This window comes from Oceanicoccus sp. KOV_DT_Chl, assembly GCF_900120175.1.
Lineage (GTDB): Bacteria > Pseudomonadota > Gammaproteobacteria > Pseudomonadales > Dasaniaceae > Oceanicoccus.
In genome coordinates, this window is sequence record NZ_FQLF01000002.1 from 29,389 (window position 1) to 52,767 (window position 23,379).

A 23,379-nucleotide genomic window follows, 5' to 3' on the forward strand; every position below is an offset into this window, starting at 1 on the left:
AAGAACCAGTGAATGACTTTAGGTTATGGTTCGCTGTAGCTTAGGGTTTGGTTCGCAGCAATATTGTCATAGTGACTAACAGTACCGTCTGGCCATATAATTTCGACATTGTCGACTTGCGCATTACTTCCTAGACCAAATATCTGAGTAGTCGGATTTTGTGAAATGAAATTACTACCTATCATTACTTCTCTAATCTGTACTGCACTACCAATCGTGACGCTAATTCTTGCACCAGCAGCCTCGGTATTTTTAGCACCACCGACCAAATTGATCGCTAGATAATTATTGTCATTGTTATCGTTACGATAAATGCTAACTGCGGTAGTTTTTCGCCGATGCGTAACAAAAATATCAATATCGCCATCATTATCGAAGTCTGCGCACACAACACCACGCCCTTGCTGACTGTCATCAACACCTAACGCTTGCGCTTGTTCGGTAAAGACTCCGGCTCCGTTAGAAACAAACAGGCGACTGCGATCGGTCTCCCAATCATCTAAAGCATCAGTATCTACCCAACCATTGGTATGGTAGATATCCAAATCGCCATCCAAATCAAAGTCCGCAAAGCAGGCACCCCATCCCCAACTACCGTCGGCAACATCGGCATCAAAAGTAATATCAGTAAAAACCGCATTATTATTTTCGTACAAACGATTACCTACCACTTCACCGGGCCCCCAGATACCCGTAACAAACCAATCCAGATCACCATCGCTATCAAAATCGCCTACTGCAGAGCCCATTCCATTGCGATCATTAATCTCGCTGCTCGAAGTAGTATTAGTAAAAGTGCCATCCTGATTATTAATAAACACCTGGCTAGTCAAAAAGTCACCTACCACCAACAAGTCTGGATAGCGGTCGTTATTAATATCGGCAAACGTCGGCGTAAAGGTATAGTCATGGTTATCACCTAGCACCCCACTTGAATTGACAATAATGCTAGGAGATATACCTGCGCTTACACTAACGCTGGTATATCTAATACCATCAATCGCGTTACTTTCATTTTTCCATAAGTGTTCAGTATCTAAAGGGCTACCGACTGTACGTGCAGTCCCCCAATGGGCAACAAACATATCGAGATCACCATCCAGATCGTAATCACCAAATGCTGCTGATATAGAAAACCTTGATGACATTGTGTCTATCCCAGAACCTGCAGTCACATCAGAAAAAGTGCCATCGCCATTATTAGCATAAACCTTGGATGGATCCCCTTCGATACCACCAATAAATAAATCTAAATCTCCGTCGCCATCCATGTCTGCAAATGCGGGACCGCTGTGGCGATAATTTTCTGTAGCGGATTTACTATTCGCGACATTCGCTGACGCAGCCACATCTACAAAAGTGTTATCGCCTTCATTGCGATACAGTAAATTGGGACCTATATCTCCACGCACTATAAAAAGGTCAATATCTCCATCGCCGTCATAATCGCCAGCCGCTACTCCACCCGAAAAATTTTCAGGCATAGACAAGGGTGTTGGATTAATGAAGCCATAATCAAATTGAATACCGGAAGCGACAGTAATATCAACAAACATTTTATCGCCAGAAACATTACCGGCCGTGCTGCTATCCGGCGTCTCAGTAGTGGTACTAGTTACGGGTGAACTTGATGATCCGCTGCCCCCGCCACCGCATGCTGCCAACATGGCAGTTACGATCATTAATGGTAGATAATAGTTCTGTTTCATCTAACACATCCCCGCTGCTCTACAGCACCTGTTATTATTTTTTATTAAGCGTTAACTTAATCGCTTTCACCATAAAGCGGTTAAGTTAAAGCTTAATCATGAAGCGCCCATCAAGAGCGCTTCATGCTAACTACGACTTAGAAGTTATAAAATACCCGCACACCACTTTCACGTGCTGGCGCCCACTGATAAGAACTTTGGTAAGCACCTATCTGTGAATCGGCTTTAATCTCTTCATCGGTCACATTATTAATGAAACCTTCTACAGTCCATTTTTCATCAGCCGACAGATACGAGACGCTGACATCAAATTTACTGTAAGCCTCCTGCGTAGCTACATCACTCTCACCTGGATCCATCGCATCAATAGTGCCTGCTGGACGGTCACCGTAATTTTCCTGAGTCAAAAACATTTCATCCTGATAGCTCATGCTAACGCGCGGACGAATAATAGCGCCGTTGGCCAACATAAAGTCATGAGTATAGGCAAGGCTTAAGGCATACTCTGGTGAGAAAGGTAAGGTATTACCATCAAGAATAACCGCTCCATCAACACAAGCACCTGGGCTAGCCAGATCAGGTTCAACACAAGGATTAAATGTGCTTGCACTAGACTGGAATGCACCTGCTGACCCGATAAAGTCATCGTACTCAGCACTTAAGTAAGCAAAAGAACCAGTCAGCAAACCACCTTCGGAAACTTTCCAGTTCATTTCTACTTCCAAACCTTCCATTGAGGCTTCACCAGCATTGGTTTTGGATAATGTTGATTCACCGGTAACGTCATCAACAACGGCACTGGTTACCTGCATGTCTTCATAAGTCATAAAGAACAGGTTTGCATTCAATGTCATCGCACCATTGAGCAATGTTGATTTAACACCGATTTCTAATGATTCATTTTCCTCGGGTTGTTGGGTTAGTTTATTGTTGCCAGCCTTGTCCAACAGACCATTAGTATCCGACGAGTTTTGTCCGTCTACCAATACACCTGATTTCCAACCAGTTGCAAAGGAGACGAATACCATCACATCATCAGAAAGGTCATATTCCAATCGCCCCATACCTGAAGTGTTGTCCCAATTGCCGTCCATATCATTGTATTGACGGACATAACAGCCTTGACCACCATTCAAATCAGAGGCTTGAGCAACAACTGTAGGCAATGCACCTACCACATCATAAGTACAATCAATTGAACGACCACCATTATCATAACGCTCATCATCGGTATAACGAGCGCCCAATGTTACTCTGAAATTATCGGTAATATCATAAGTACCCTGCGCATATAAACTTTCTGACTCCATACCACGATCAGGCTGGATAAAAGTAGAAAGTGTACCGTCAGCACTATCCTGAGGAGTACCACCCCATGAACCATGTGGCATATCGAAGCGAATACTGTTTTCTTCTTCAAATAAGAAAACACCCGCTGTCCAACGCAAACGATTATCGTCGCTATTCTTCAATTGGAATTCATGCTGGGTAGCTTCATGTGTTGAATAAACGGTTTCCCGCAATGTACCATTATGGCCCGAGCCCCAAATTTGAGATTGCGAAAATTCAGTATAACCACCGATATAACTTAAGGTTAAATCACTGTTGAGATCCCAATCAAGTCGTGTTCTCCAGGCATCAGAATCAAGATCAACAGCACCAGGTGCAAGTGAATCATCTTCACGATCACCGGCGTCCAACGTCGGAATATTACCTGTTCCCTGATTTAAAAACTTTTCATAAGATAAAAACCAACTAACAGCTTCTGTTGGTTTGAACATGGAGCTGGCACGATAAGAAGAAAGATCTTTAGCACCGTATTTTTGATAGGCAGAAAAACGTAAAGAATCTCCACTATAGGAAATATCGCCATCCTGCACGTCAGACTTACCAGAAAAACGTACCGCCCACTGATCAGTTAATGGGATGTTTACCATTGCTTCCATGGCGCGACGGTTACGACTGCCGGCAGTAATACCACCACTGGCCTCGAATTCCTGAGTCGGTTTAGCAGTGATTAAACTCATTGCACCTGCAGTTGAATTACGCCCAAACAAAGTACCCTGCGGGCCACGTAATACTTCCACACGCTCCATGTCATACATCAATGCAGTAGAGCCCTGTGCACGCGCGCCAAATACACCATCAGTGTAAAATGCAACCGCCGAGTCACCCGCTTCAGTGACATCAATCGCACCCTGACCACGAATAAATATTAACGGGATATTGTGATCGCCACTTTCACGGATGTGTAAATTAGGAACCATACCTTCTAAATCAAACACATTAGTGACGTGATTAGCCGTTAACGTATCTTGATTAAAAGCAGAAATGGCCAATGGCGTATCCTGCAGACTTGTCGCACGCTTTGTGGCCGTAACCATAACTTCTTCCAGCACAGCGGCATCTGCTGCAAAGGCAGTAATTGCCAACGTAGCATTACCTAGCAAAATTGCTGCGGCCAGTGGTTTGTAATTCATTTGTTTCATTATTCTCTCCAATTTCTGCTTATTAATTATTTTACAGCTTTACCCCTAGAACCAGCCGTGAACGAATATGAGTACAGCGTTTTCACTCAACACATGTCACCGGTGTCATAAGTAAATACTCTTATGTCACCGGTGTCAACAGTGTCGAGATAATTTGTTCATAGTTATTTTTTGATTTTAACTTTCAGCCCTAAATCCCATTTTTTTATTTTATTATCAATAACTTAATATGTAATACCTGCTTATAACAAGCCCTTCTCGCAACGAATAATGCTAATAAATATTGTTTTTATTGATTCTAAAACTAAGGGCTAGGTTTAAATCAGGATCATTTTATTCTGTAGTGGAGTCAATTATGAGCCGATAATTTCATGTTTCGCATCCCTTACGCCTGCAATAAGTTCCATTGATAGAGCTTGCTAACACTTTTAATAAGTTGCAACAAAAGGCGAAAAAAGCAGAAATTTTAACTATTTTAAACGGAGAGGAGGACAGGTTTTTTGGTATTTGAACGCTTAAAAGCATGAAAATTAGAGGTAACTCATTCAATCACAGCGCTTAAAGCCGCAACACACCCTTTTAAACCCGGCTGTGCAGCCAGCACAATAGCTAAAGGAATTTTTGAACAAATCCCGCTAAAACGGCCTTTACTATCAAATCGCTGCCGAAAAATATCTTCATCTAACAAATCTAGTATTCGAGGAATTATGCCCCCTGACAGATAGACGCCACCATTAGCGCCAACCATCAATGCCACCTCACCAGCAACCGAACCTAAAATTGCGCAAAAATCATTAACCGCTTGTATACAATACTTATCACCAGCACGCGCACCAGCGGTAATATCCGGTGCAGTTAATTCACGCTCTAGCCCATCCATCTGGCAATTAGCCCAATACAGATTAGCCAAGCCCATGCCCGATAAAATTCTTTCTACCGACACCCGCGGGTAACGCTGCCATAGAATTTTTAATAAATCGAGCTCATGGTCATTCACGGGAGCAAATGCTACATGCCCTGCCTCTGAAGGTAGAATATTACCCGAAGGCATCATTGCTGACACTCCTAAACCTGTACCTGGGCCAAGCACCGCAATAACCTGTTTGTCGCTAGGGCGTGCAGCTCCCAACCAATGTAATTCGCTATCAAGTAGACTTCCAACAGCCAATACCTGCGCCGCAAAATCATTGATCACTGTAACTGGAACAGTCAACTGAGACTGCAACTCACTACGACTAAAAGCCCAGTGGTTATTGGGCAGATCAATTTCATCAGCCTCTACCGGACCAGCTACCGCCAAACAAATATTAGCAATAGTTTCAAAATGACTCTGATTTATATAGGTGCGTATAGCATCAATAAAAAATGGGAAATCAGCGCAGGGGAAAATTTTAATTCCCTGTAATAGGTCACTACCCGGTACCACGTAAGCAAACCGGGCGTTGGTTCCACCTATATCGGCAACTATATTTACAGGCTCATTCATATTTTATTTTTCTTTTTTATTAACCGCACAGTAGCTTTCAGTAATATTACTCAACCACTATTTTTAGAACGTAGCTGCTACGAGCATGCGACAATTCTTAATCCAAATAATGATAATTACAGCCAGCTAAAACTACTTTCCAAGCCGTGATGCCGCCAGCGCTTGCGCTTCGATAGCAGACCAATCTTTAGCAGCAATCAATGCTTTATCCAACATCCAGGTACCGCCTACACACAACACATTAGGCAATGCTAAAAAATCAGGAGCATTGGCTTCTGTAATACCGCCTGTCGGGCAAAATTTTATTTGCGGTAATGGCCCGGAGATAGATTTCAACATTGGAATACCGCCAGCCGCTTGCGCAGGGAAAAAACTTCATATGGGAAATGCCCCGGTGCAATAAGGCCATAGCCTCACTGGGCGTTGCGACTCCGGGCAAAAGCGGCACAATAGATTGTGCGGCAGCATCTATTAACGCATTCGTACTACCAGGGCTTACCAAAAACTCTGAACCAGCATCGACTGAATGCTGCACATCTTCAGCAGTTATTACGGTACCCGCACCAACAATTGCGCCCGGCACCGACTCCTTAATTCTAGCAATCGCCTGCAAACCATAGGCGGTGCGCAAGGTGACTTCCAACACTTTTAGGCCACCATTAACCAAAGCTTGCGCCATCGGTACCGCATCTTCAATATCGTCAATAACTATCACCGGTATAACCGGGCTGACAGTCATGATTTCTTCAATTTTTAACATCGTATTTCCACCATTTTTTTAAGGGGCCCAATAGACATGTACGGGCACATTATGTTGTTGCAACACTGCAGAAATAGGTGTTTTTAATACATCATCACTGAGCAGTGCTTGTTGGTATACGTCCATTTTTTCTTCACCTGTGATCAGCAGGTGTAACTGCCGCGATTGTAATAAACCATATAAACTCATCGACATTCGCTCGGTCAGCTCGCCAGTCACGGCACTGGGATTTGCTTCTATAGCGACACAAAGATTGTTATCACTGCGATCAAGCCCCTGCACTAACCCGTCCGCATGCGGAAACAGTGACGCGGTATGGCTATCTGGCCCCATGCCTAAAATAGTTAAATCAAAAGGTTTTTGTAATTGTTGGTAACGTTGTTCACACAATGACAAACCCAACTTCGCGGTTGCTTCTATATTTTTCATTGGGATAAATTTTGCCAAGGCGGCATGTTGTTGCAGTAGGTTCTGAATAATAAATGCTTCATTACTACCGGCATGACGGGCATCCACCCATCGCTCATCCACTAACGCCACACTGACTTTTTGCCAATCCAGATCAACCGCAGATAACTGCTGGTATAACGGTTTAGGTGTGCTGCCCCCTGACACTAATAGCGTAGCCGTTTGTCGTTGCTCAATGGCCCGCTGCAATATCTGTTGGCAATCAGCCAGTAGTGCAGCAAACATATCGTCCCGACTGGTAAAAAAATTTTCAGTAATCACTATTCGTCTTTACCTTCCCGGAGTTAAACCAACTATGCCCATCCTGCGCCAATAGGCCATCGGACTCATCCGGCCCCCAAGTACCTGCGCGGTATAAATTAGGCCCGGCTTTGGTGTTCTGCCAAGCTTCAATAATAGGGTCGATCCAACCCCAGGCAGAAGCAACCTCATCGCGATGAATAAATAAACTGGTATTAGCCGCTGCCGCATCAAGAATTAATCGCTTATAGGCATCACTGCGAAACTTGGTATAGGTATCTGAAAAGTTAAGATTCAAGGTGGCCGGTTTTAGCTGCACATCCATATTTTCCAGATTTTTTGACATCATTGTCAGTTGAATAATTTCTTCAGGCTGCAAACGAATCACTAAACGATTAGGCTCTAACGGGCCAGCTGATTCGTCATAGACCCGGTGCGGCACTTCCTTAAACTGAATGACAATTTCCGCACAACGCGCTTTCATACGCTTGCCGGTACGTAAATAAAATGGCACCCGTGCCCAGCGCCAATTATCAATATAAGCTCGTAGAGCAACAAACGTTTCGGTATGACTATTAGGTGATCCCAGCTCTTCCAAATATCCTGGCACTAACTCACCAAAATAACTGCCCGCCACATACTGACCCCGAACCGTATTTTTTGCGACATCTTCGCCACGCATAGGTCTTAATGCACCCAGTACTTTAATTTTCTCTGCCTGGATACTTTTGGCATCGATTTTATTAGGTGATTCCATCGCCACCAAACACAGCAATTGCAACAAATGGTTTTGCACCATATCACGCAGTGCACCGGCATCATTATAGAAGCCGGCACGACCTTCCAAGCCCACTGTTTCTGATATGCTAATCTGTACATGATCGATAGATTTAGCATTCCATAACTGTTCAAAAATAAGATTAGTAAAACGCAGAGCCATTAGGTTCTGAACCGTTTCTTTACCGAGATAATGATCAATACGATATATATTTTTTTCTTCGAAATAATCAGCAATTTCAGTGTTAATAGCATCGGCAGAAGTGGCGTCATAGCCCAACGGTTTTTCAACCACCAGACGACTGTTTGGGGTAATCAATCCGACTTCAGCCAAATTCTGACAGCTCATTCCAAAAATAGCAGGCGGGATAGCTAAATAAAACACCCGTACCTTGTCGATATCTTCATCCATCAACTTTCGCAACGCATGCCAGTGTTCATCGATAGTCGCTATATCAAGCATTAACGGGTAAAGATATTGTTTAAACTCTTCCCAAATCGCTACGCTAAATTCTTCGGCCGCTAAATGCTGCTGTAACGCTAAGGCAGCAGTTTCCAAATAGTTATCAATATCAACCTGACTACGACAACTAGCAATAATACGAGTCTCAGGTAATAACTGATCTTCACGGTAAGCGCGGTAAAGGGCAGGAATTAACTTTCGCAGCGTAAGATCACCGGTGCCACCAAAAATTACAATATCAAAGGACTCAGCCATGCTTAATCTCTATTCCAGTTACAGATAAATGTTGCTATTAAAATATGCTGATTGCTATACATCAAAAACGGATGCTCCATCTTCAGCACTTCCGACCAACGCACGGAAACCTGCAAACATTTCACGCCCCATACCAATCGTTGCTGGCGCGCTATAAAATACGCCTTCTCTTGACAAAAAATCATCGCCAATCACTTGTAACACGCTTTTTTCAGCATCCAGTTCAATCATATCGCCTTCGCGCAATTTTGCTATCGGACCTTGATCTAATGCCTCTGGAGAAAGATGAATAGCGGCAGGTACTTTACCTGATGCACCCGACATACGGCCATCGGTCACTAGCGCAACTTTAAATCCCCGGTCCTGCAATATTCCCAGCACCGGCGTTAATTTATGCAGCTCTGGCATGCCATTCGCTTTGGGACCTTGAAAGCGGACTACCGCGACAAAATCTTTTTCTAGCTCCCCAGCCTCAAATTTAACTTTAATTTCATCCTGATGCTCAAAAATAATTGCCGGCGCTTTAACCACTCGATGTTCAGGCTTAACCGCAGAGACTTTAATAACGGAACGCCCTAAATTACCTTTCAACAATTTCAACCCGCCCTCGACACTAAAGGGCTTGGCACAACTGCCAAGCACATCTTCGTCTAAACTCGCCACAGGCCCATCACGCCAATCAATCGTCGAGCCGCCACCTCGCTGTGCTTCTTTGAGAAAAGGCTCATCACAGTAACGGGCCAAACCGCCTTCACCTAAAATTGTTTTCACCTCATTATGCAACAACCCAGCGGACAATAATTCACGAATCAGTAATGACATGCCCCCCGCCGCTTGAAAGTGATTCACATCGGCCTGACCATTAGGATATATACGGCATAACAGTGGCACCACTTCAGAGAGGTCGGCCATATCTTGCCAATTAATAATGACACCAGCAGCACGAGCAATAGCAATAATATGAATAGCATGATTAGTCGAGCCGCCTGTGGCTAACAGGCCAACTATGCCGTTAATTAAAGTGCGCTCATCAATAATCTCACCCAACGGCGTATAGTTTGCAGACAATGCCGTAATATCAGCCAACTGCTTAACCGCGGCGCGAGTTAATTGCTCACGTAATGCAGTACCAGGATTAACAAAAGAGCTACCGGGTAAATGCAGCCCCATGATTTCCATCAACATCTGATTGCTGTTCGCCGTACCATAAAATGTACAGGTACCCGCACTGTGGTAGGACTGACTTTCTGCTTCCAATAATTCTTTACGGCCAACTTTACCTTCCGCGTACAACTGCCGCACCCTGACCTTCTCAGAGTTAGACAAGCCAGTAAGCATTGGCCCCGCGGGGACAAATACTGTCGGCAGATGACCAAACGCCAATGCGCCGATCAACAAACCCGGTACTATTTTGTCACAAACACCCAGACAGATTACCCCATCAAACATATCGTGTGACAAGGCAACTCCCGTCGCCATTGCAATCAAATCGCGACTGAACAGCGATAACTCCATACCATCCCTACCCTGGGTTACGCCATCACACATTGCCGGAACACCACCGGCAACCTGTGCTACGGCACCGGCATCGCGAGCGGCCTGTTTAATAATTTCGGGGTACTCATGGAACGGTTGATGGGCCGACAACATATCGTTATAGGAAGTAACAATCGCCAGATTGGCTGAGCGATCTACAGCTAGCACTGATTTGTCCTGCTGGTCAGAGGCGGCATAGGCATGAGCAAGATTGCCACAGGATAAACGAGCACGGGTAACACCCTGTTGGCGCGCCGTGGAAATTTTGCTTAAGTAATCTTTACGGCTCTCCCGGCTACGCTCAATGACCCGTTCAGTCACTTCAGCTAATTTTGCGTGGAGAGGAGCCGTAAACTTTGAATCAACCATTTAATAATAACCTTTAGGGGATATTGATATTTGAAACGCTCTGCAACAACTTGCCTTCTAGCCTCTAGTCTCTAGTCTCTAGTCTCTAGTCTCTAGTCTCTAGTCTCTAGTCTCTAGTATTTAATCATAGCCGAGAAAAAAAATGCCCCCAAATAATATGGGGGCGTTCCGAAATCCGGATAAAAAGAGGACGACAGGGAAGTCCTCCGAGACACTCTTTCAGACTCTGCCAACCCTTAAAGGATAAACAGAATTTAATTAAGTTACGCCATTATCCAAAATACCGGTGTAAAATCAAGCCTAAAATGTAATTTAATTAAATTTAATACATTTCCCAGCCTCTATACAGTGCGGCTATTCATATGCACCAACGAAAGTGAGCAGCGTCCGCTATAAAGCTACGCTGATAGCTGGCTAGACTAATACACAACGATTAACGTAACGTTGGCTCTGGCTTATGAGCAGCAAAAATAGTGCCTCCTTTGCCATACCACAAACATTTTCTATCTTGATTAAGGTGAAACTTGATGAAAAGCACCCGCACCGAACATGACAGCCTGGGCGAAATCGAAATTGACAAAAACGCCCTTTATGCCGCGCAGACCCAACGGGCCATCAACAACTTCCCCATCAGCGGCCAGACCCTACCGGAAAATTTTATTCGCGCACTGTTACTGATCAAATTAGCTGCTGCACGCACCAACCAACAGCTAGGATCAATACCAGCCACCATGGCTGACGCTATTTCTCAAGCAACTGAAACATTAATGAATGATCCGGAGTTAATGAAGCACTTCCCTGTCGATATATTTCAAACCGGCTCCGGCACCAGCTCCAATATGAATGCAAACGAAGTGCTGGCCACCCTTGCCACTAAAATCTATGGCGAGCAAGTTGACGCCAATGACCACATCAATTGCAGCCAAAGCAGCAATGACGTCATTCCAACCGCTATTCATGTCAGCGCGGCACTCGCACTGGAGAATGATTTGATACCAGCCTTAGATCATTTATCCCATACTATTCGCGGAAAAGCCGACACCGTTGGCCATCATATTAAAACCGGACGTACTCACCTGATGGATGCAATGCCGGTGCGTTTAAGCCAGAGTCTGTTAGCCTGGGCCGATCAAATACAACTCAACATCAACCGCCTACACGCCTTACAACCAGACCTTCAATCTCTCGCCCAAGGCGGGACTGCGGTCGGAACAGGAATAAACACACACCCGCAATTCGCCGAAATCTTTAGCCAACACTTAAGCCAATTGACCGAGCTAGACTTTACTCCAGCAAGCAATTTTTTTACGCATATCGGCTCCCAGGACATCGCCGTCGCAGTTTCCGGTCAACTCAAAACCACCGCGGTATCCATCATCAAAATCGCCAATGATTTACGCTGGATGAATTCTGGCCCCTTAGCCGGGCTGGGAGAAATTGAATTACAAGCACTTCAACCCGGCTCATCCATTATGCCGGGCAAGGTCAACCCGGTAATTCCTGAAGCCGCGGCCATGGTCGGCGCCCAAGTTATTGGTAACGATGCAGCCATTACTGTCGCTGGGCAATCAGGCAATTTTGAACTAAACGTCATGCTGCCGCTGGTTGCGTCTAATTTATTATCATCCATTGAAATACTCAGTAACGTCAGCGTATTAATGGCTGACAACGTCATTGCCAGTTTCACCGTAAACGCCGACAAACTAACAGATGCACTCACTCGTAATCCTATATTAGTCACTGCACTCAACCCGATAATTGGTTATGCGCAAGCAGCTAAGATAGCCAAGCAAGCCTATGCCGAAAAGCGACCTATTATTGATGTGGCTGAAGAAAATACCGAACTAAGCCGAGAGGAATTAACCCAACTGCTCGACCCTGAAAAATTAACGAATGGAGGAGAAGATAAAAAATGAGACCAACACACAGGACACTTATTCGGTAGTCAGAAGTAATTTACTCAGGTAAATTTTAACGCTGCGCTTGCGGCCTAAAGCTAAGATTTATTCCAACAAAGGCACTGGAACCGACATCGGTCTCTATGGATTCAATATGAGATCCCGATAAGCGCAATCCACGAAGCCCTCCGATACCTGCTTCAAATTCTAGCCAAAATCCCGTTGCTAAATGATGCATCACACCCACCCCAAAATCCCAGGCATCCAGATTTGTCGCTACACTCCCTCCCCTACTATCAATTGACCAGGATGCCCCAGAGGGTGAAGCACCAATGCGCAATGCCCAATTCTCATTGGGTGCATAACTAATCGCAGGCCAAGGCATCATAGCTGCGACCGTCCATTGTTCATTGATTTCCCATGAGGCCCCTATATAAGGAAGATATAAATCCCCCGAAGGAGCGTTATCCACATAAAAACCAAAAACCCACCACAGCTGCTCACTTTGAACATAGCGAGTGAATACGCCACCCATGAATTGCCAGTTATCTTCCCCATTTTCAAGAGTACTGGAGTGATACAGCGGCATAACAAACGCGGCAAGCTGCCAGTCTATATCCATTTGCCTTAACCAGCCGATTGGCAGGCCCGCGGAATTAACAGAAAAATCATCTAACGCATCGCCCTTTAAATCAAAATCAGTACGGGATAAGTATTCCCCCACCACCAGCATATCCTGGCTGCCAATAAAAAAAGGGATACCCGCTGCCTGCGAAATAGTTTGCGCATCATATTCGAAAGCATCACCACGCCCCGCAGCAACACGAGCATTGGCATAGGTTTTTGCACCTAAATAAGCCAGTGGCATAAAAGGGAGATTCGATTCAGATCGGGTAAAATTTATTTGACTTGCGGCCAAGTCATCCTGGGTACGCGTGATAAAATTTACTTCCGGCATTGACTGCGCCTGAACAACACCACACCCAGTTAGCAATAATACAAACTTCAATATATGCTGAAAACCGCTGCTCTTGAAAAATCTGAACGCAACACTATAGTTGGCAATTTTATCCACACAAAACCTTATTACCGCAGCCGTAAATTTAGGAATAAAAACCTTTGAGGCACTGCTCAATACAGTTCACAGAGAACATTTTTAAAAAGCAGTATTACTTATTTGGCAGCATCAAACTATCCAAACTACGGCGCAACTTGGCTGCCCAGCTATCTGTCATCTGCTTAACTTCTCGCCAACTGGTAATTGAATTCGCCCGCATCAGGTTTTGCGGACCTTCCGCTTTACCTTTATCAATCGCTCGCGCCAAAATGGTGCCTGATTGAGAATCGTACAGCTCCAGCACCAAAGTTGCAGAGCCTACTTCCGACACAAATATCTCCGTACGCCCAACACTTCTTGGTGGCACATTCGAAACAACGTCCTGCAATTTACTTTTAATCAGCAATACATTAGGGCCTGCCGCAGAAGCCACAGTAAACTTTTCACTCTTGGCTAACCCTGAAGTAAAGGATTCTGTCGCTATAGAAAGGAAACGTTCTTTTTGCTTATCATCCATTGGGAATTCGCTTTGATCGCTTCGAATTGAAGAAACCGACCTCACTGGTTTATAGCTAACCTCTGCCGTTTGAAATATAACTTGGTCATATTGTGATAAATCTGCATCCGCCCGCATCCACACATCGTCCAACACAGTGTGATCAACTTTGGTTAAGCCATCGTATGAAACTTCTGCATCTGCACCTGTCTGCAAGGCTGCAGGCATTGAACAAGCTGAAAGTATGGCAGCTACTGCAACAATGGCCAAAGTAACGCGATTGTTTATTGTCATTTTTACTCTCCCTTAAAACATGAAGTATTAAATTATCTTTAAATAAACCAAGTAAAAAAGGTATAAATCACTAGGATTTATAGCAACTGATTTATTAAGCACTTTTATAAAAAAATAAAAATCTGCGGAAATAATAAATGGATGACAGGGCATTCGACTACAGTTTTTTAGCAAAATTTTATCCTTTACTGACGACCTAAAAGTCTCGCCCTTCCAAAAAAGCCAAGATGTGAAATAGATTCGCTTCCATCCTGAAAGCCTGCGAGGCGTTAACCAGAAAATTTATAAAAAAGCATAACCGTATTCATTACCACCAGAGGCTGCCCAGCGAAATAAATAGCTAACTCACGCCGATACTAGGTGACTATATTTTTGTTTGCAAGTATTAAAAAAGCCCCCCTGTGGGTGAGCCTGTACCAGTTGAGCGCTATCTTAAGGCCAAGCGTGGATTGATAATGAAAGCCTAAGCGCTTTGGCCAGCGTCGCTCTGCTCCTTGTCCAAAATGCTTTCGCATTTTGTCGAACAGGTGGTCAGTGTGGCCCGTGAGCAACGCGAATGCTGTGGCCATCTCACCGCTGTATCAGCCAATTAAAAAAAGGCCCACCCTTGAGGGTGAGCCTTTTTTTAATTGGTACAACCGAGTGGATTCGAACCACCGACCCCCACCATGTCAAGGTGGTGCTCTAACCAACTGAGCTACGGTTGTATAAACTGTTCAACATTGAGCAAGGGGCGCGATTATAAAGAGATCAGGTGGCTTGTTCAACTCTATTAGGGTACTTAGCCCAAGTATTATTACCATTACACCCTATTTGTCATTTATGCTTTATGGCGACCAATGCCCGCACCTATTAATGTCCAGAAAATGTTAACTGTGAAACGCCTACTCCAGCCTTAGTGCACACTAATTACCCTATAAAAAAGCCTGCTGCTTTAATCCCGATAGGCGATCACGGGTACTGGCCGCTTCCTCAAACTCCAGGTTTTTCGCGTGCTGGAACATTTTTTCTTCCAATCGCTTAATTTCCTTAGCCAGCTGCTTGGGTGTTAACTTGGCAGCTTCAACCTGGTAATCCGCCGGAGTCTCAGCCACTAACTTGCCTTTGGCATCTCGGACAAAGCGCTTACCTGGCGTTCTGGCGCCCTCCATAATATCGGCTATATCTTTTTTCACACCCTGCGGTACGATTCCGTGTTTTTCATTATGGATTATTTGCTTTTCCCGGCGACGACTGGTTTCATCTATTGCCCGCTGCATCGAACCGGTCATTTTATCCGCATATAAAATGGCTTTACCATTCAGGTTGCGCGCCGCCCTGCCGATGGTTTGTATCAACGATCGATCGGAACGTAAAAAACCTTCTTTATCTGCATCAAGGATTGCGACCAGAGAAACTTCTGGCATATCCAAGCCTTCGCGCAGCAGGTTAATACCAACCAACACATCAAATTCACCTAAACGTAAGTCACGGATTATTTCTACTCTCTCAACGGTATCGATATCGGAATGAAGATAACGTACCCGAACGCCGTGCTCACTTAAATAATCAGTTAAATCCTCAGCCATCCGCTTGGTTAAGGTGGTTACTAATACTCGCTCCTCCAGTGCTACCCGCAAATGAATTTCCGACAGTAAATCGTCTACCTGCGTAGTCGCGGGACGAACTTCTATTTCGGGGTCGATCAAACCCGTAGGCCGCACCACCTGCTCCACTACACGAGCCGCGTTTTCTGCTTCATACTTTCCTGGCGTTGCTGATACAAAGATGAGCTGCGGCACCAACTGTTCCCACTCATCAAATCTCAAAGGCCGGTTATCTAACGCTGAAGGTAAGCGGAAACCATATTCCACCAAGGTTTCTTTACGAGAGCGATCGCCTTTGTACATGCCACCTATTTGCGGCACTCCCACATGAGACTCATCAATGACAACTAACGCATTTTCAGGTAAATAATCAAATAATGTGGGTGGTGCCTCGCCAGTGGCACGACCGGAAAGATAACGGGAGTAATTTTCAATGCCGGTGCAATAACCAAGCTCGCGAATCATTTCCAAATCATAGCGAGTACGCTGCTCCAAGCGCTGGGCTTCTACCAGCTTATTATTATCACGAAACTGGCTAAGACGCTCTCGCAACTCATCCTCGATATGATCCAATGCACCCAATAACGTATCACGTGAGGTGACATAATGGCTTTTAGGATAAATTGACACCCTTGGCACTCGGCGAAAAACCTCGCCCGTTAACGGGTCAAAAATTGATAAGTTATCAATTTCTTCATCGAACAATTCAATTCGCACCGCTTCTTTTTCGGAGTCCGCGGGAAAAACATCAATCACATCACCACGAACGCGATAGGTGCCGCGGGCGAAATCGATATCATTGCGCTTGTATTGCAACTCTGCCAGACGGCGTAAAATATAGCGCTGATCCACCATATCGCCACGATCCAGATGCATCATCATTTTTAGATACTGTCCTGGATCCCCCAAACCATAAATAGCGGACACCGTTGCCACCACAATAGTATCCTCTCGCTCCATTAATGCCTTGGTTGCCGATAACCGCATTTGTTCAATATGCTCATTGACGGATGAGTCTTTATCGATAAACGTATCTGAAGCAGGCACATAGGCCTCGGGCTGGTAGTAATCGTAGTAGGAGACAAAATACTCTACGGCGTTACCGGGGAAAAAATCTTTGAACTCACCGTAAAGCTGCGCTGCCAGAGTTTTGTTCGGCGCCATCACGATGGTCGGTCGCTGAATTCCCTCGATAACATTGGCAATGGTAAAGGTCTTTCCGGAGCCGGTTACCCCTAACAATGTCTGAGAATGCAGCCCAGCCTTAACTCCCTCCAGCAATCCGGCAATAGCCGTTGGCTGATCGCCTGCAGGCGCGAATTTGGATACCACTTTAAAAGGTTTGGACATGAACCGCTTCCGAGCAAAAGGCAGCAGTTTACTACAGCCCTCCCCCATAGCTCCAACCCCTTATATTTTGCATCGTACAAATAAGCATCAATTACCGCTTTTACCAAAAAATTCATAGCCTTAGCGCGCAAAACTATTGACGACTAAAGATCAGAGCTTTAATATTCGCGCCTCGTTAACGCAAGTGACGACAATTCCGGATTAGCTCAGCGGTAGAGCAGTTGACTGTTAATCAATTGGTCGTTGGTTCGATCCCAACATCCGGAGCCATATTTTAAAGGGCTGCCTCTGGCAGCCCTTTTTTATTGCCCAATAATTATCCAACAGCCACAAAAAAGGCCGCTTATTGCGGCCTTGGTAGTTTTAATGGCTTTGTTTAGCGAAATGGAACGGGCGGAAACATGACGTTTTGACAATATTCTGTCTTACGCGCCTCAGCCAAGTGGCAAGCGGGTTGCGGCTTAAGCAGCTCAACTATGGAATCTGTGGGCTGCTGTATAGCTTGTGATTGCAGCGCTAATGGTATTAATAGCAACAACAGCGATAATTGTAATAATTTCATCTCTAACTCCTTCGTTGAGGGGTTTGCTCTAATCAGCCCTATTTCCAACGATAAAATCTATACTAGTTTCTTCACTTACAACTCAAATAATAGCCGCTGTAGCTACACTCTGCATCCGTATAAATACCAACAGCGCAAATTTAATTCTTCTTAAAACGCTTTTAACGTAACTGAAAGTTATAACAATTCAGCTAAAAAGGCCACACTATCGGTACGATCAACACGGTTGTTATGCCTACGAGGACCGTCAATGGCAGCCCGATCTTAATAAAATCGGTAAACCGGTAGTTTCCGGGACCATAAACCATCAGATTAGTTTGGTAGCCAATCGGAGTAGCAAAACAAGCAGATGCCGCCAACATCAAGGTTATCGCAAACGGTAATAAGTCTACGTTCAATTGCTGACTAGCAGCCACAGCAATGGGGAAAACCAGTACCGCCGCCGCCAGATTCGAAATCACTGCAGAAAAAAGTGCCGTCATCACAAACACCGCCGTCAACACTGCACCTGGAGAGTTCCCCGCCAAACTCACCATCGCCTCTGCTATCACCGTAGCGGCACCGGTTTTTTCCAATGCCCCACCGAGCGAGATGGAGGCCGCGATAACTAACACTACCTGCCAATTAACACTTTCTCGAGCGTCCTGCACTTTGATACAACGGGTTATTAACATTACCCCTGCAGCCAGCATCGCCGCTTTAAACATCGACAACCAACCCAGCGTTACCGCAAGCACCATCACTACCATAATGCCCGCAGCCAAATTGCGCTGCTCGTGCCTAACAGGCCTTGAGTTCTCGATCTCACTGACCAATAAAAAGTTTTTGCTATAACGCTGCTGACTTACAAACTGATCATTGGTTTCCAACAACAAGGTGTCACCGGGGCGCAGATAGATATCACCGATCTTGGTTTTTATACGCTCACCATCTCGTGCTACAGCAATAATCGCAGCACTGTAATTATTGCGAAAACGCATATCTCTAACAGTCTTCCCAAGCTGGGGGAAATTCCGCGAAATGACTACTTCAACTAAACACCGGGAATGAGCGGGATCCCCTAATTTAAACACTTGCTTTTCAGCTACCTTCAGGCCGTGGATATTTTTCAAATCCACTACCGAGCGCACATCCCCGGCAAAAATCAGGTGATCACCAGCCAACAACATTTCTTGTGGCGATACCGCTGACAGTAAACGTCCATTGCGATTAATTTCTACTAAATACATACCCGGCAACTGACGCAAGCCGGCCTGCTCTATCGTTTTACGATCTAAAGAACTATTTTGTTCAACTTCCATTTCAACAATGTATTGACGAGCATCTTCAAATACTTTTTGCTCACCTTTATTACGGTGCGGCAATAACCAACGACTGAAGCCTATTGTAAATAGCACCACCACAAGGACACAAGGCAACCCAACCCAGGCTAATTCAAACATTGCCAAACCAACCTCATGGCCATGGCTTTTCAACATGCCATTAATCACCAGGTTAGTGCTGGTTCCTACCAGCGTACAAGTACCCCCAATAATGGCGGCATAACTCAAAGGGATCATTAACTGCGACACCGACAAGTTATTGCGTTTGGCCCAGTCCGTTACCGCTGGCACCATCATGGCGACTACCGGTGTATTGTTCAGAATGGTACTCATAGTCGCGACAGGTAGCATTAAACGCAGCTGTGCGGAGGCAGTATTTTTAGGACGGCCCAACATGCGCTGTGATACCCAATCGACCACACCGGTTTGAGCCAAGCCCCTAGCTACGACAAATAAAACAGCTACAGTTGCCATCCCTTCATTGGACATGCCTATCAGGGCCTCGTCAGCGGTTAACACGCCAAGCAAGGTTAATAAAGCAACACCACCGACCAAAATAGCATCGGCAGGATAGCGAGAAAAAATAAGCATACCAAAACACAGCGCAATGACGGCTATCGTTAGGAGTGCCTCGGGAGTAAATGCCATAATCACTATTTTAGCGTTACCTTATCTGGAACTAACTTTTATTATTTATCTCAACATATTGCTGGCGATTATTAACCATAAAACTCACTAAAGCGACGAATAAATTCACTGAGCTGATCGGCAGGTAAATCATTTACACCTGCAGCGGCAGCACGGCCACCGCCAGTAGCGAAACTGCGGCATAATTCGTCGGCACCGACTTTATTTTCCAGCGGAGCACGGACGCTAATTAAATAATTTCCATTAGCCTTTACGGTTAAAACAGCATGCGCTCTGCCAGGCGTACCGTTGGCCAGGTCATTACTGTAAACGCCACTCACCCGTCGCGCCCACGGCGCATCCGGCAGAATATAGGCAGCGACGGAGGCGTTAGAAAATTCAGCCTGTAAATTTGCCGCTGATGCCATATCAGATTGATAACCATTCTCCAATTTTTCAAAACTTTCACGCCCCTCATTAATAAAATCGAAAGGACTAACAAAAGGGCTGACCTGTCGATATAAATCCTCGGGAGTAAAATGCAGATCTTCGAGATTGGAGCCATAACCATTGTAATTAATATAAATGCCTAAATTTTCCAAACTACTCAATTGTTGCTCAGATAAATTCAACGGTTTAGCTAAAGCCTGGGCACTATTTTTTAAATTATCTCCAAAAGCTCCGGTTATCGCCCACTCAACGAACTGACCGTTTAAATGCTTGTTCACCAAAATACTGGTACAAACATCCGGAGCGGTATTAATAATGGCAGTGAGCCGGTCGCTTTGAGGAATATCACCAGCAAAATGGTGGTCTGAGTAAAACACTTCGGCACCAGCATCTAGCGCCTTGATTAATCCCTGTCGATTTTTATCCAGCGAGATATCCAACACCGTGATTTTATCGCCAGCTTGCGGATCGATTTTATCGAGCAATTGAATATCACGTTTTACACCCGTTACCAGCACACTATCAGCTGGTTGCGCATTTCTAATTTGAGTTAAAGCGCAGATACCATCTGCATCGCCATTAAAAACATCAATAATTGCCACAGCCAAGTCCTATAAAATTGGTTTATCAGTAAATATGGCAGCTAGCTTAGCATAAGCAGAGAATGGCGCGCTCACACAAATAGGTGGGGTTTTGACATTTAAACAACGGCTGAGGGATGAAGAAGAGTGCTGCAAAATAAAGTGGCTAGCAACTAGCCAGCCACTAAAAAGGACACTGAATGAGGGCTTAGTTCACTACAACTTTATCGTTATTGACGACGATTCTGTTGCGATTTTTGCTTAATAAAGACTCACCGATGCCTTTAACAGCGACCAGCTCATCAACCGCTTGAAACTCACCATAAGTCTCACGATAAGCAACTATCGCTTCTGCTTTACTTTGCCCCACTCCAATCAGGCTAGTCAGCTGGGACACATCGGCGGTATTGATATTAACCATTGCCGATTCTTCAGCAAACAGTAATGATGGGGATAAAAAGCTTAAGCAAAGGGATAAAAATAAAAGACGAAATGTACGCATGATAACGCTCCTTGTTTTAGTAACAGTTGCTCGACATGAGCAGTCTTAATCCATTAAACACGGGCTTGTACCCGAGCAGAAATACTACCACGGATCATTTATTAAGCAACCCTAAGGAAGATAATTTCCGCCCGGTTATACACCTAGCTCACTATTGATTGCTGCCAGCGCCTGTAAAGGGTCCGCAGCTTGAGTAATGGGACGGCCGATGACCAAAGAACTACTGCCATGTTCCATAGCCCATGCCGGAGTAGCTATACGACGCTGATCGCCCTGCTCAGCATTGGCTGGGCGAATACCAGGAGTCACCAACTGAAAATCTGCACCTAATTGTGCGCGTAATACAGGTGCCTCCTGCGCTGAACAGACAACGCCATCCAAACCACACGCCTTGGTCAGCTGCGCCAAACGTTGTACTTGATCCAGTGGCGTACAATCCAGACCAATAGCCTGTAAATCCTGCTGCTCCATACTGGTTAACACGGTCACAGCAATCAGTGATGGCGCTTGTTGGTAGTTTGCTAACGCTTCTCGCGCTGCCGTCATCATTCTGGCACCACCGGAGGCATGTACATTGACCATCCACACCCCCAAATCAGCTGCCGCCTTAACCGCCCCTGCTACAGTGTTAGGGATATCATGAAATTTCAAATCGAGAAAAATCTCGAAGCCTTTATCCTGTAATAAACGAACGACTTCAGGACCACAATACGTAAATAGCTCCTTGCCTACTTTTAACCTGCAGCTGGCTGGATCCAGTTGTTCAGCAATCGCTTCTACAGATGCTAAATCTGAATAATCCATAGCCACAATAACAGGAGATGCAATGGTTTTTTTTGTCATAATATTTTCATAACTAATGTATAAAGGAATTTTTAACGCAGTGAAGTTGCTAACCGGATTAATCAATCACCCTCTGCACCGCGAATGGCTTTGACCTGCCCCCAATGTTTGCAGCCAGGGCAGAGCCAGTGTAAATGCTTGCCAGCAAAACCACAGTGTTGACACTGATATTGTGGTTTGGCTTCGAGCAATTGCTCAATGAGTAGCTGCAGAATACTGAAATTTTCCCTGGCACGTCCACCGCTATTATCAATATGCAATTCTACAAACTTAGCCAGACCACGTAATGAAGGCCTCTCTGCCAAGGCTTTGCCTAAAAATTCAGTCGCTGCAAGGTCACCTTGTTTTGATTTGATTAATTCTACTAACGCTAATAAAGTGGTGACCGATGGGCAGATATCCAGTGCTTGCTTTAAATCATTTTGAAAGGCCTGATCGTCATCGAGTTTTTGATAACAAGCCTTAAGCAAAGGGACTGTCTCTGGGATAAATACCGGATCCTGGCCCCACACCTTGCGCAGATTTTGTATCGCTTTAGGAAGGTGGCCCGTGCGATACTCTACCTCTGCAGCCAACAGCGAAGCTCTGACGCAAGACCTGTCATAAGACAAGGCCTGTTTCAGATAATTACGTGTAGAATGGAAATCCTTTTTTTGCAGCGCCAACTCCGCTAACTCACAACAGTAATGGGCTAAAGCATCGTTGATACTAGCATCCACTGGCGGTGAAGCCTTTAAGAGGTATCGCTTGGGCAATAACTGCTTGGCAGTATCAATGGCCTGCTGCCACTCCTTTTCATCCTGATAAATTTCCAATAAGTGGCGCATGGCCACCGCTTTTAGCTCTGGCGCATCTTTTATTAAATCCAGCAATAAACCCTCCGCCCGATCCCAAAGGCCTGCGCTAATAAAATCTCTTGCTAATTCTAAATGTGCTTGATGCAGATGCACTCGGGATAAGCTCGGACGCGATAGTAAGTTTTGATGAATCCGAATAGCCCGTTCAACCTCGCCCTTACGGCGCATCAGATTTCCTATCGCGATATGGGTTTCCAGCGTTTCACTATTCACTTCAAGGGCCTCGATGAAGGTATCCAACGCCCCATCAGGCTGATCATTTAATAAGAAGTTCAGCCCTTTATAATATTGATGATGTCGCACAGCGGGCACGTCATTAGCCTCAATCTTCGGCTTACGCCCCAGCAGCCAGCCTATAGCAATGGCAGAAACCACCAGCAGTAATTGCCAAGGATCAAACAT

General features: G+C 45.1%; 18 protein-coding genes and 2 tRNA genes. 2 read left to right on the top strand and 18 right to left on the bottom strand.

Annotated elements, in window-relative coordinates; genetic code table 11:
* Nucleotides 1-23: 23 nt before the first annotated feature.
* The 8 genes from UNITIG_RS03760 to edd form a co-directional block, all read right to left on the bottom strand.
* Nucleotides 24-1,709 (bottom strand): CRTAC1 family protein, encoded by a 1,686-nt coding sequence (locus UNITIG_RS03760; RefSeq protein ID WP_101757189.1) that lies wholly within the window; start codon nt 1,707-1,709, stop codon nt 24-26.
* Nucleotides 1,710-1,846: 137 nt separating this feature from the next.
* The gene (locus UNITIG_RS03765; protein ID WP_101757190.1) at nt 1,847-4,198 is read right to left on the bottom strand and encodes a TonB-dependent receptor; all 2,352 of its coding nucleotides are present in this window, start codon (nt 4,196-4,198) and stop codon (nt 1,847-1,849) included.
* 541 nt (nt 4,199-4,739) lie between these two features.
* Nucleotides 4,740-5,684 (bottom strand): glucokinase, encoded by a 945-nt coding sequence (glk, locus tag UNITIG_RS03770; protein ID WP_101757191.1) that lies wholly within the window; start codon nt 5,682-5,684, stop codon nt 4,740-4,742.
* A 132-nt stretch (nt 5,685-5,816) separates the two neighbouring features.
* Nucleotides 5,817-6,023: a hypothetical protein gene (locus UNITIG_RS25445; RefSeq protein ID WP_369809140.1), complete on the bottom strand. Its 207-nt coding sequence runs from the start codon at nt 6,021-6,023 to the stop codon at nt 5,817-5,819.
* The gene (locus UNITIG_RS03775) at nt 5,944-6,444 is read right to left on the bottom strand and encodes a hypothetical protein (RefSeq protein WP_369809141.1); all 501 of its coding nucleotides are present in this window, start codon (nt 6,442-6,444) and stop codon (nt 5,944-5,946) included. Before UNITIG_RS03775 ends, UNITIG_RS25445 begins: the two co-directional genes overlap by 80 nt.
* An 18-nt stretch (nt 6,445-6,462) precedes the next feature.
* Nucleotides 6,463-7,173, bottom strand: a complete 711-nt coding sequence (gene pgl, locus UNITIG_RS03780) for a 6-phosphogluconolactonase (protein ID WP_101757192.1) — start codon at nt 7,171-7,173, stop codon at nt 6,463-6,465.
* The gene (gene zwf, locus UNITIG_RS03785) at nt 7,163-8,647 is read right to left on the bottom strand and encodes a glucose-6-phosphate dehydrogenase (protein WP_101757193.1); all 1,485 of its coding nucleotides are present in this window, start codon (nt 8,645-8,647) and stop codon (nt 7,163-7,165) included. The genes pgl and zwf overlap by 11 nt, the downstream gene beginning before the upstream one ends.
* Nucleotides 8,648-8,701: 54 nt before the next feature.
* Nucleotides 8,702-10,552, bottom strand: coding sequence for a phosphogluconate dehydratase (gene edd, locus UNITIG_RS03790; protein ID WP_101757194.1), 1,851 nt, complete (start codon nt 10,550-10,552; stop codon nt 8,702-8,704).
* A 527-nt stretch (nt 10,553-11,079) separates the two neighbouring features.
* Between edd and UNITIG_RS03795 the strand changes: the two genes are divergently transcribed.
* Complete coding sequence (locus UNITIG_RS03795; RefSeq protein WP_101757195.1) at nt 11,080-12,468, top strand: lyase family protein; 1,389 nt, start codon at nt 11,080-11,082, stop codon at nt 12,466-12,468.
* Nucleotides 12,469-12,523: 55 nt separating this feature from the next.
* On the opposite strand, the gene UNITIG_RS03800 is transcribed toward UNITIG_RS03795, so the two are convergent.
* From UNITIG_RS03800 to uvrB, 4 genes are all read right to left on the bottom strand, one after another.
* Entirely contained in the window at nt 12,524-13,408 is an 885-nt protein-coding gene (locus UNITIG_RS03800) for a DUF6268 family outer membrane beta-barrel protein (protein ID WP_145999074.1), read from the bottom strand.
* A 211-nt stretch (nt 13,409-13,619) separates the two neighbouring features.
* A complete protein-coding gene (locus UNITIG_RS03805; RefSeq protein ID WP_101757197.1) occupies nt 13,620-14,297 on the bottom strand; it encodes a DUF3313 family protein in 678 nt (225 codons plus the stop codon).
* Between the two features lie 630 nt (nt 14,298-14,927).
* Nucleotides 14,928-15,004: transfer RNA gene (locus UNITIG_RS03815), tRNA-Val, on the bottom strand.
* A 207-nt stretch (nt 15,005-15,211) separates the two neighbouring features.
* Nucleotides 15,212-17,233, bottom strand: coding sequence for an excinuclease ABC subunit UvrB (gene uvrB, locus UNITIG_RS03820; protein ID WP_101759180.1), 2,022 nt, complete (start codon nt 17,231-17,233; stop codon nt 15,212-15,214).
* Between the two features lie 195 nt (nt 17,234-17,428).
* On the opposite strand from uvrB, the gene UNITIG_RS03825 reads away from it, so the two are divergent.
* Nucleotides 17,429-17,503, top strand: a tRNA-Asn gene (locus tag UNITIG_RS03825).
* Nucleotides 17,504-17,609: 106 nt separating this feature from the next.
* On the opposite strand, the gene UNITIG_RS03830 is transcribed toward UNITIG_RS03825, so the two are convergent.
* The 6 genes from UNITIG_RS03830 to lapB form a co-directional block, all read right to left on the bottom strand.
* Nucleotides 17,610-17,795 carry a hypothetical protein gene (locus tag UNITIG_RS03830; protein ID WP_101757199.1) on the bottom strand — a complete coding sequence of 62 codons (186 nt, stop codon included), beginning with the start codon at nt 17,793-17,795 and terminating at the stop codon, nt 17,610-17,612.
* Nucleotides 17,796-17,986: 191 nt separating this feature from the next.
* Nucleotides 17,987-19,765, bottom strand: a complete 1,779-nt coding sequence (locus UNITIG_RS03835) for an SLC13 family permease (RefSeq protein ID WP_101757200.1) — start codon at nt 19,763-19,765, stop codon at nt 17,987-17,989.
* Nucleotides 19,766-19,836: 71 nt separating this feature from the next.
* Nucleotides 19,837-20,796: an acetyltransferase gene (locus UNITIG_RS03840; protein WP_101759181.1), complete on the bottom strand. Its 960-nt coding sequence runs from the start codon at nt 20,794-20,796 to the stop codon at nt 19,837-19,839.
* A 187-nt stretch (nt 20,797-20,983) separates the two neighbouring features.
* Nucleotides 20,984-21,277: a ComEA family DNA-binding protein gene (locus tag UNITIG_RS03845; RefSeq protein ID WP_101757201.1), complete on the bottom strand. Its 294-nt coding sequence runs from the start codon at nt 21,275-21,277 to the stop codon at nt 20,984-20,986.
* 135 nt (nt 21,278-21,412) lie between these two features.
* Nucleotides 21,413-22,120 carry an orotidine-5'-phosphate decarboxylase gene (pyrF, locus tag UNITIG_RS03850; RefSeq protein WP_101759182.1) on the bottom strand — a complete coding sequence of 236 codons (708 nt, stop codon included), beginning with the start codon at nt 22,118-22,120 and terminating at the stop codon, nt 21,413-21,415.
* A 62-nt stretch (nt 22,121-22,182) separates the two neighbouring features.
* A complete protein-coding gene (lapB, locus tag UNITIG_RS03855) occupies nt 22,183-23,379 on the bottom strand; it encodes a lipopolysaccharide assembly protein LapB (RefSeq protein ID WP_101757202.1) in 1,197 nt (398 codons plus the stop codon).

Bases quoted from the DNA above. Each gene is read 5' to 3' on its own strand.
- UNITIG_RS03760 (WP_101757189.1), bottom strand. From the start codon at position 1,709: ATGAAACAGAACTATTATCTACCATTAATGATCGTAACTGCCATGTTG.
- UNITIG_RS03765 (WP_101757190.1), bottom strand. From the start codon at position 4,198: ATGAAACAAATGAATTACAAACCACTGGCCGCAGCAATTTTGCTAGGT.
- glk (WP_101757191.1), bottom strand. From the start codon at position 5,684: ATGAATGAGCCTGTAAATATAGTTGCCGATATAGGTGGAACCAACGCC.
- UNITIG_RS25445 (WP_369809140.1), bottom strand. From the start codon at position 6,023: ATGTTGAAATCTATCTCCGGGCCATTACCGCAAATAAAATTTTGCCCG.
- UNITIG_RS03775 (WP_369809141.1), bottom strand. From the start codon at position 6,444: ATGTTAAAAATTGAAGAAATCATGACTGTCAGCCCGGTTATACCGGTG.
- zwf (WP_101757193.1), bottom strand. From the start codon at position 8,647: ATGGCTGAGTCCTTTGATATTGTAATTTTTGGTGGCACCGGTGATCTT.
- edd (WP_101757194.1), bottom strand. From the start codon at position 10,552: ATGGTTGATTCAAAGTTTACGGCTCCTCTCCACGCAAAATTAGCTGAA.
- UNITIG_RS03795 (WP_101757195.1), top strand. From the start codon at position 11,080: ATGAAAAGCACCCGCACCGAACATGACAGCCTGGGCGAAATCGAAATT.
- UNITIG_RS03800 (WP_145999074.1), bottom strand. From the start codon at position 13,408: ATGCCGGAAGTAAATTTTATCACGCGTACCCAGGATGACTTGGCCGCA.
- UNITIG_RS03805 (WP_101757197.1), bottom strand. From the start codon at position 14,297: ATGACAATAAACAATCGCGTTACTTTGGCCATTGTTGCAGTAGCTGCC.
- uvrB (WP_101759180.1), bottom strand. From the start codon at position 17,233: ATGTCCAAACCTTTTAAAGTGGTATCCAAATTCGCGCCTGCAGGCGAT.
- UNITIG_RS03830 (WP_101757199.1), bottom strand. From the start codon at position 17,795: ATGAAATTATTACAATTATCGCTGTTGTTGCTATTAATACCATTAGCG.
- UNITIG_RS03835 (WP_101757200.1), bottom strand. From the start codon at position 19,765: ATGGCATTTACTCCCGAGGCACTCCTAACGATAGCCGTCATTGCGCTG.
- UNITIG_RS03845 (WP_101757201.1), bottom strand. From the start codon at position 21,277: ATGCGTACATTTCGTCTTTTATTTTTATCCCTTTGCTTAAGCTTTTTA.
- pyrF (WP_101759182.1), bottom strand. From the start codon at position 22,120: ATGACAAAAAAAACCATTGCATCTCCTGTTATTGTGGCTATGGATTAT.
- lapB (WP_101757202.1), bottom strand. From the start codon at position 23,379: ATGTTTGATCCTTGGCAATTACTGCTGGTGGTTTCTGCCATTGCTATA.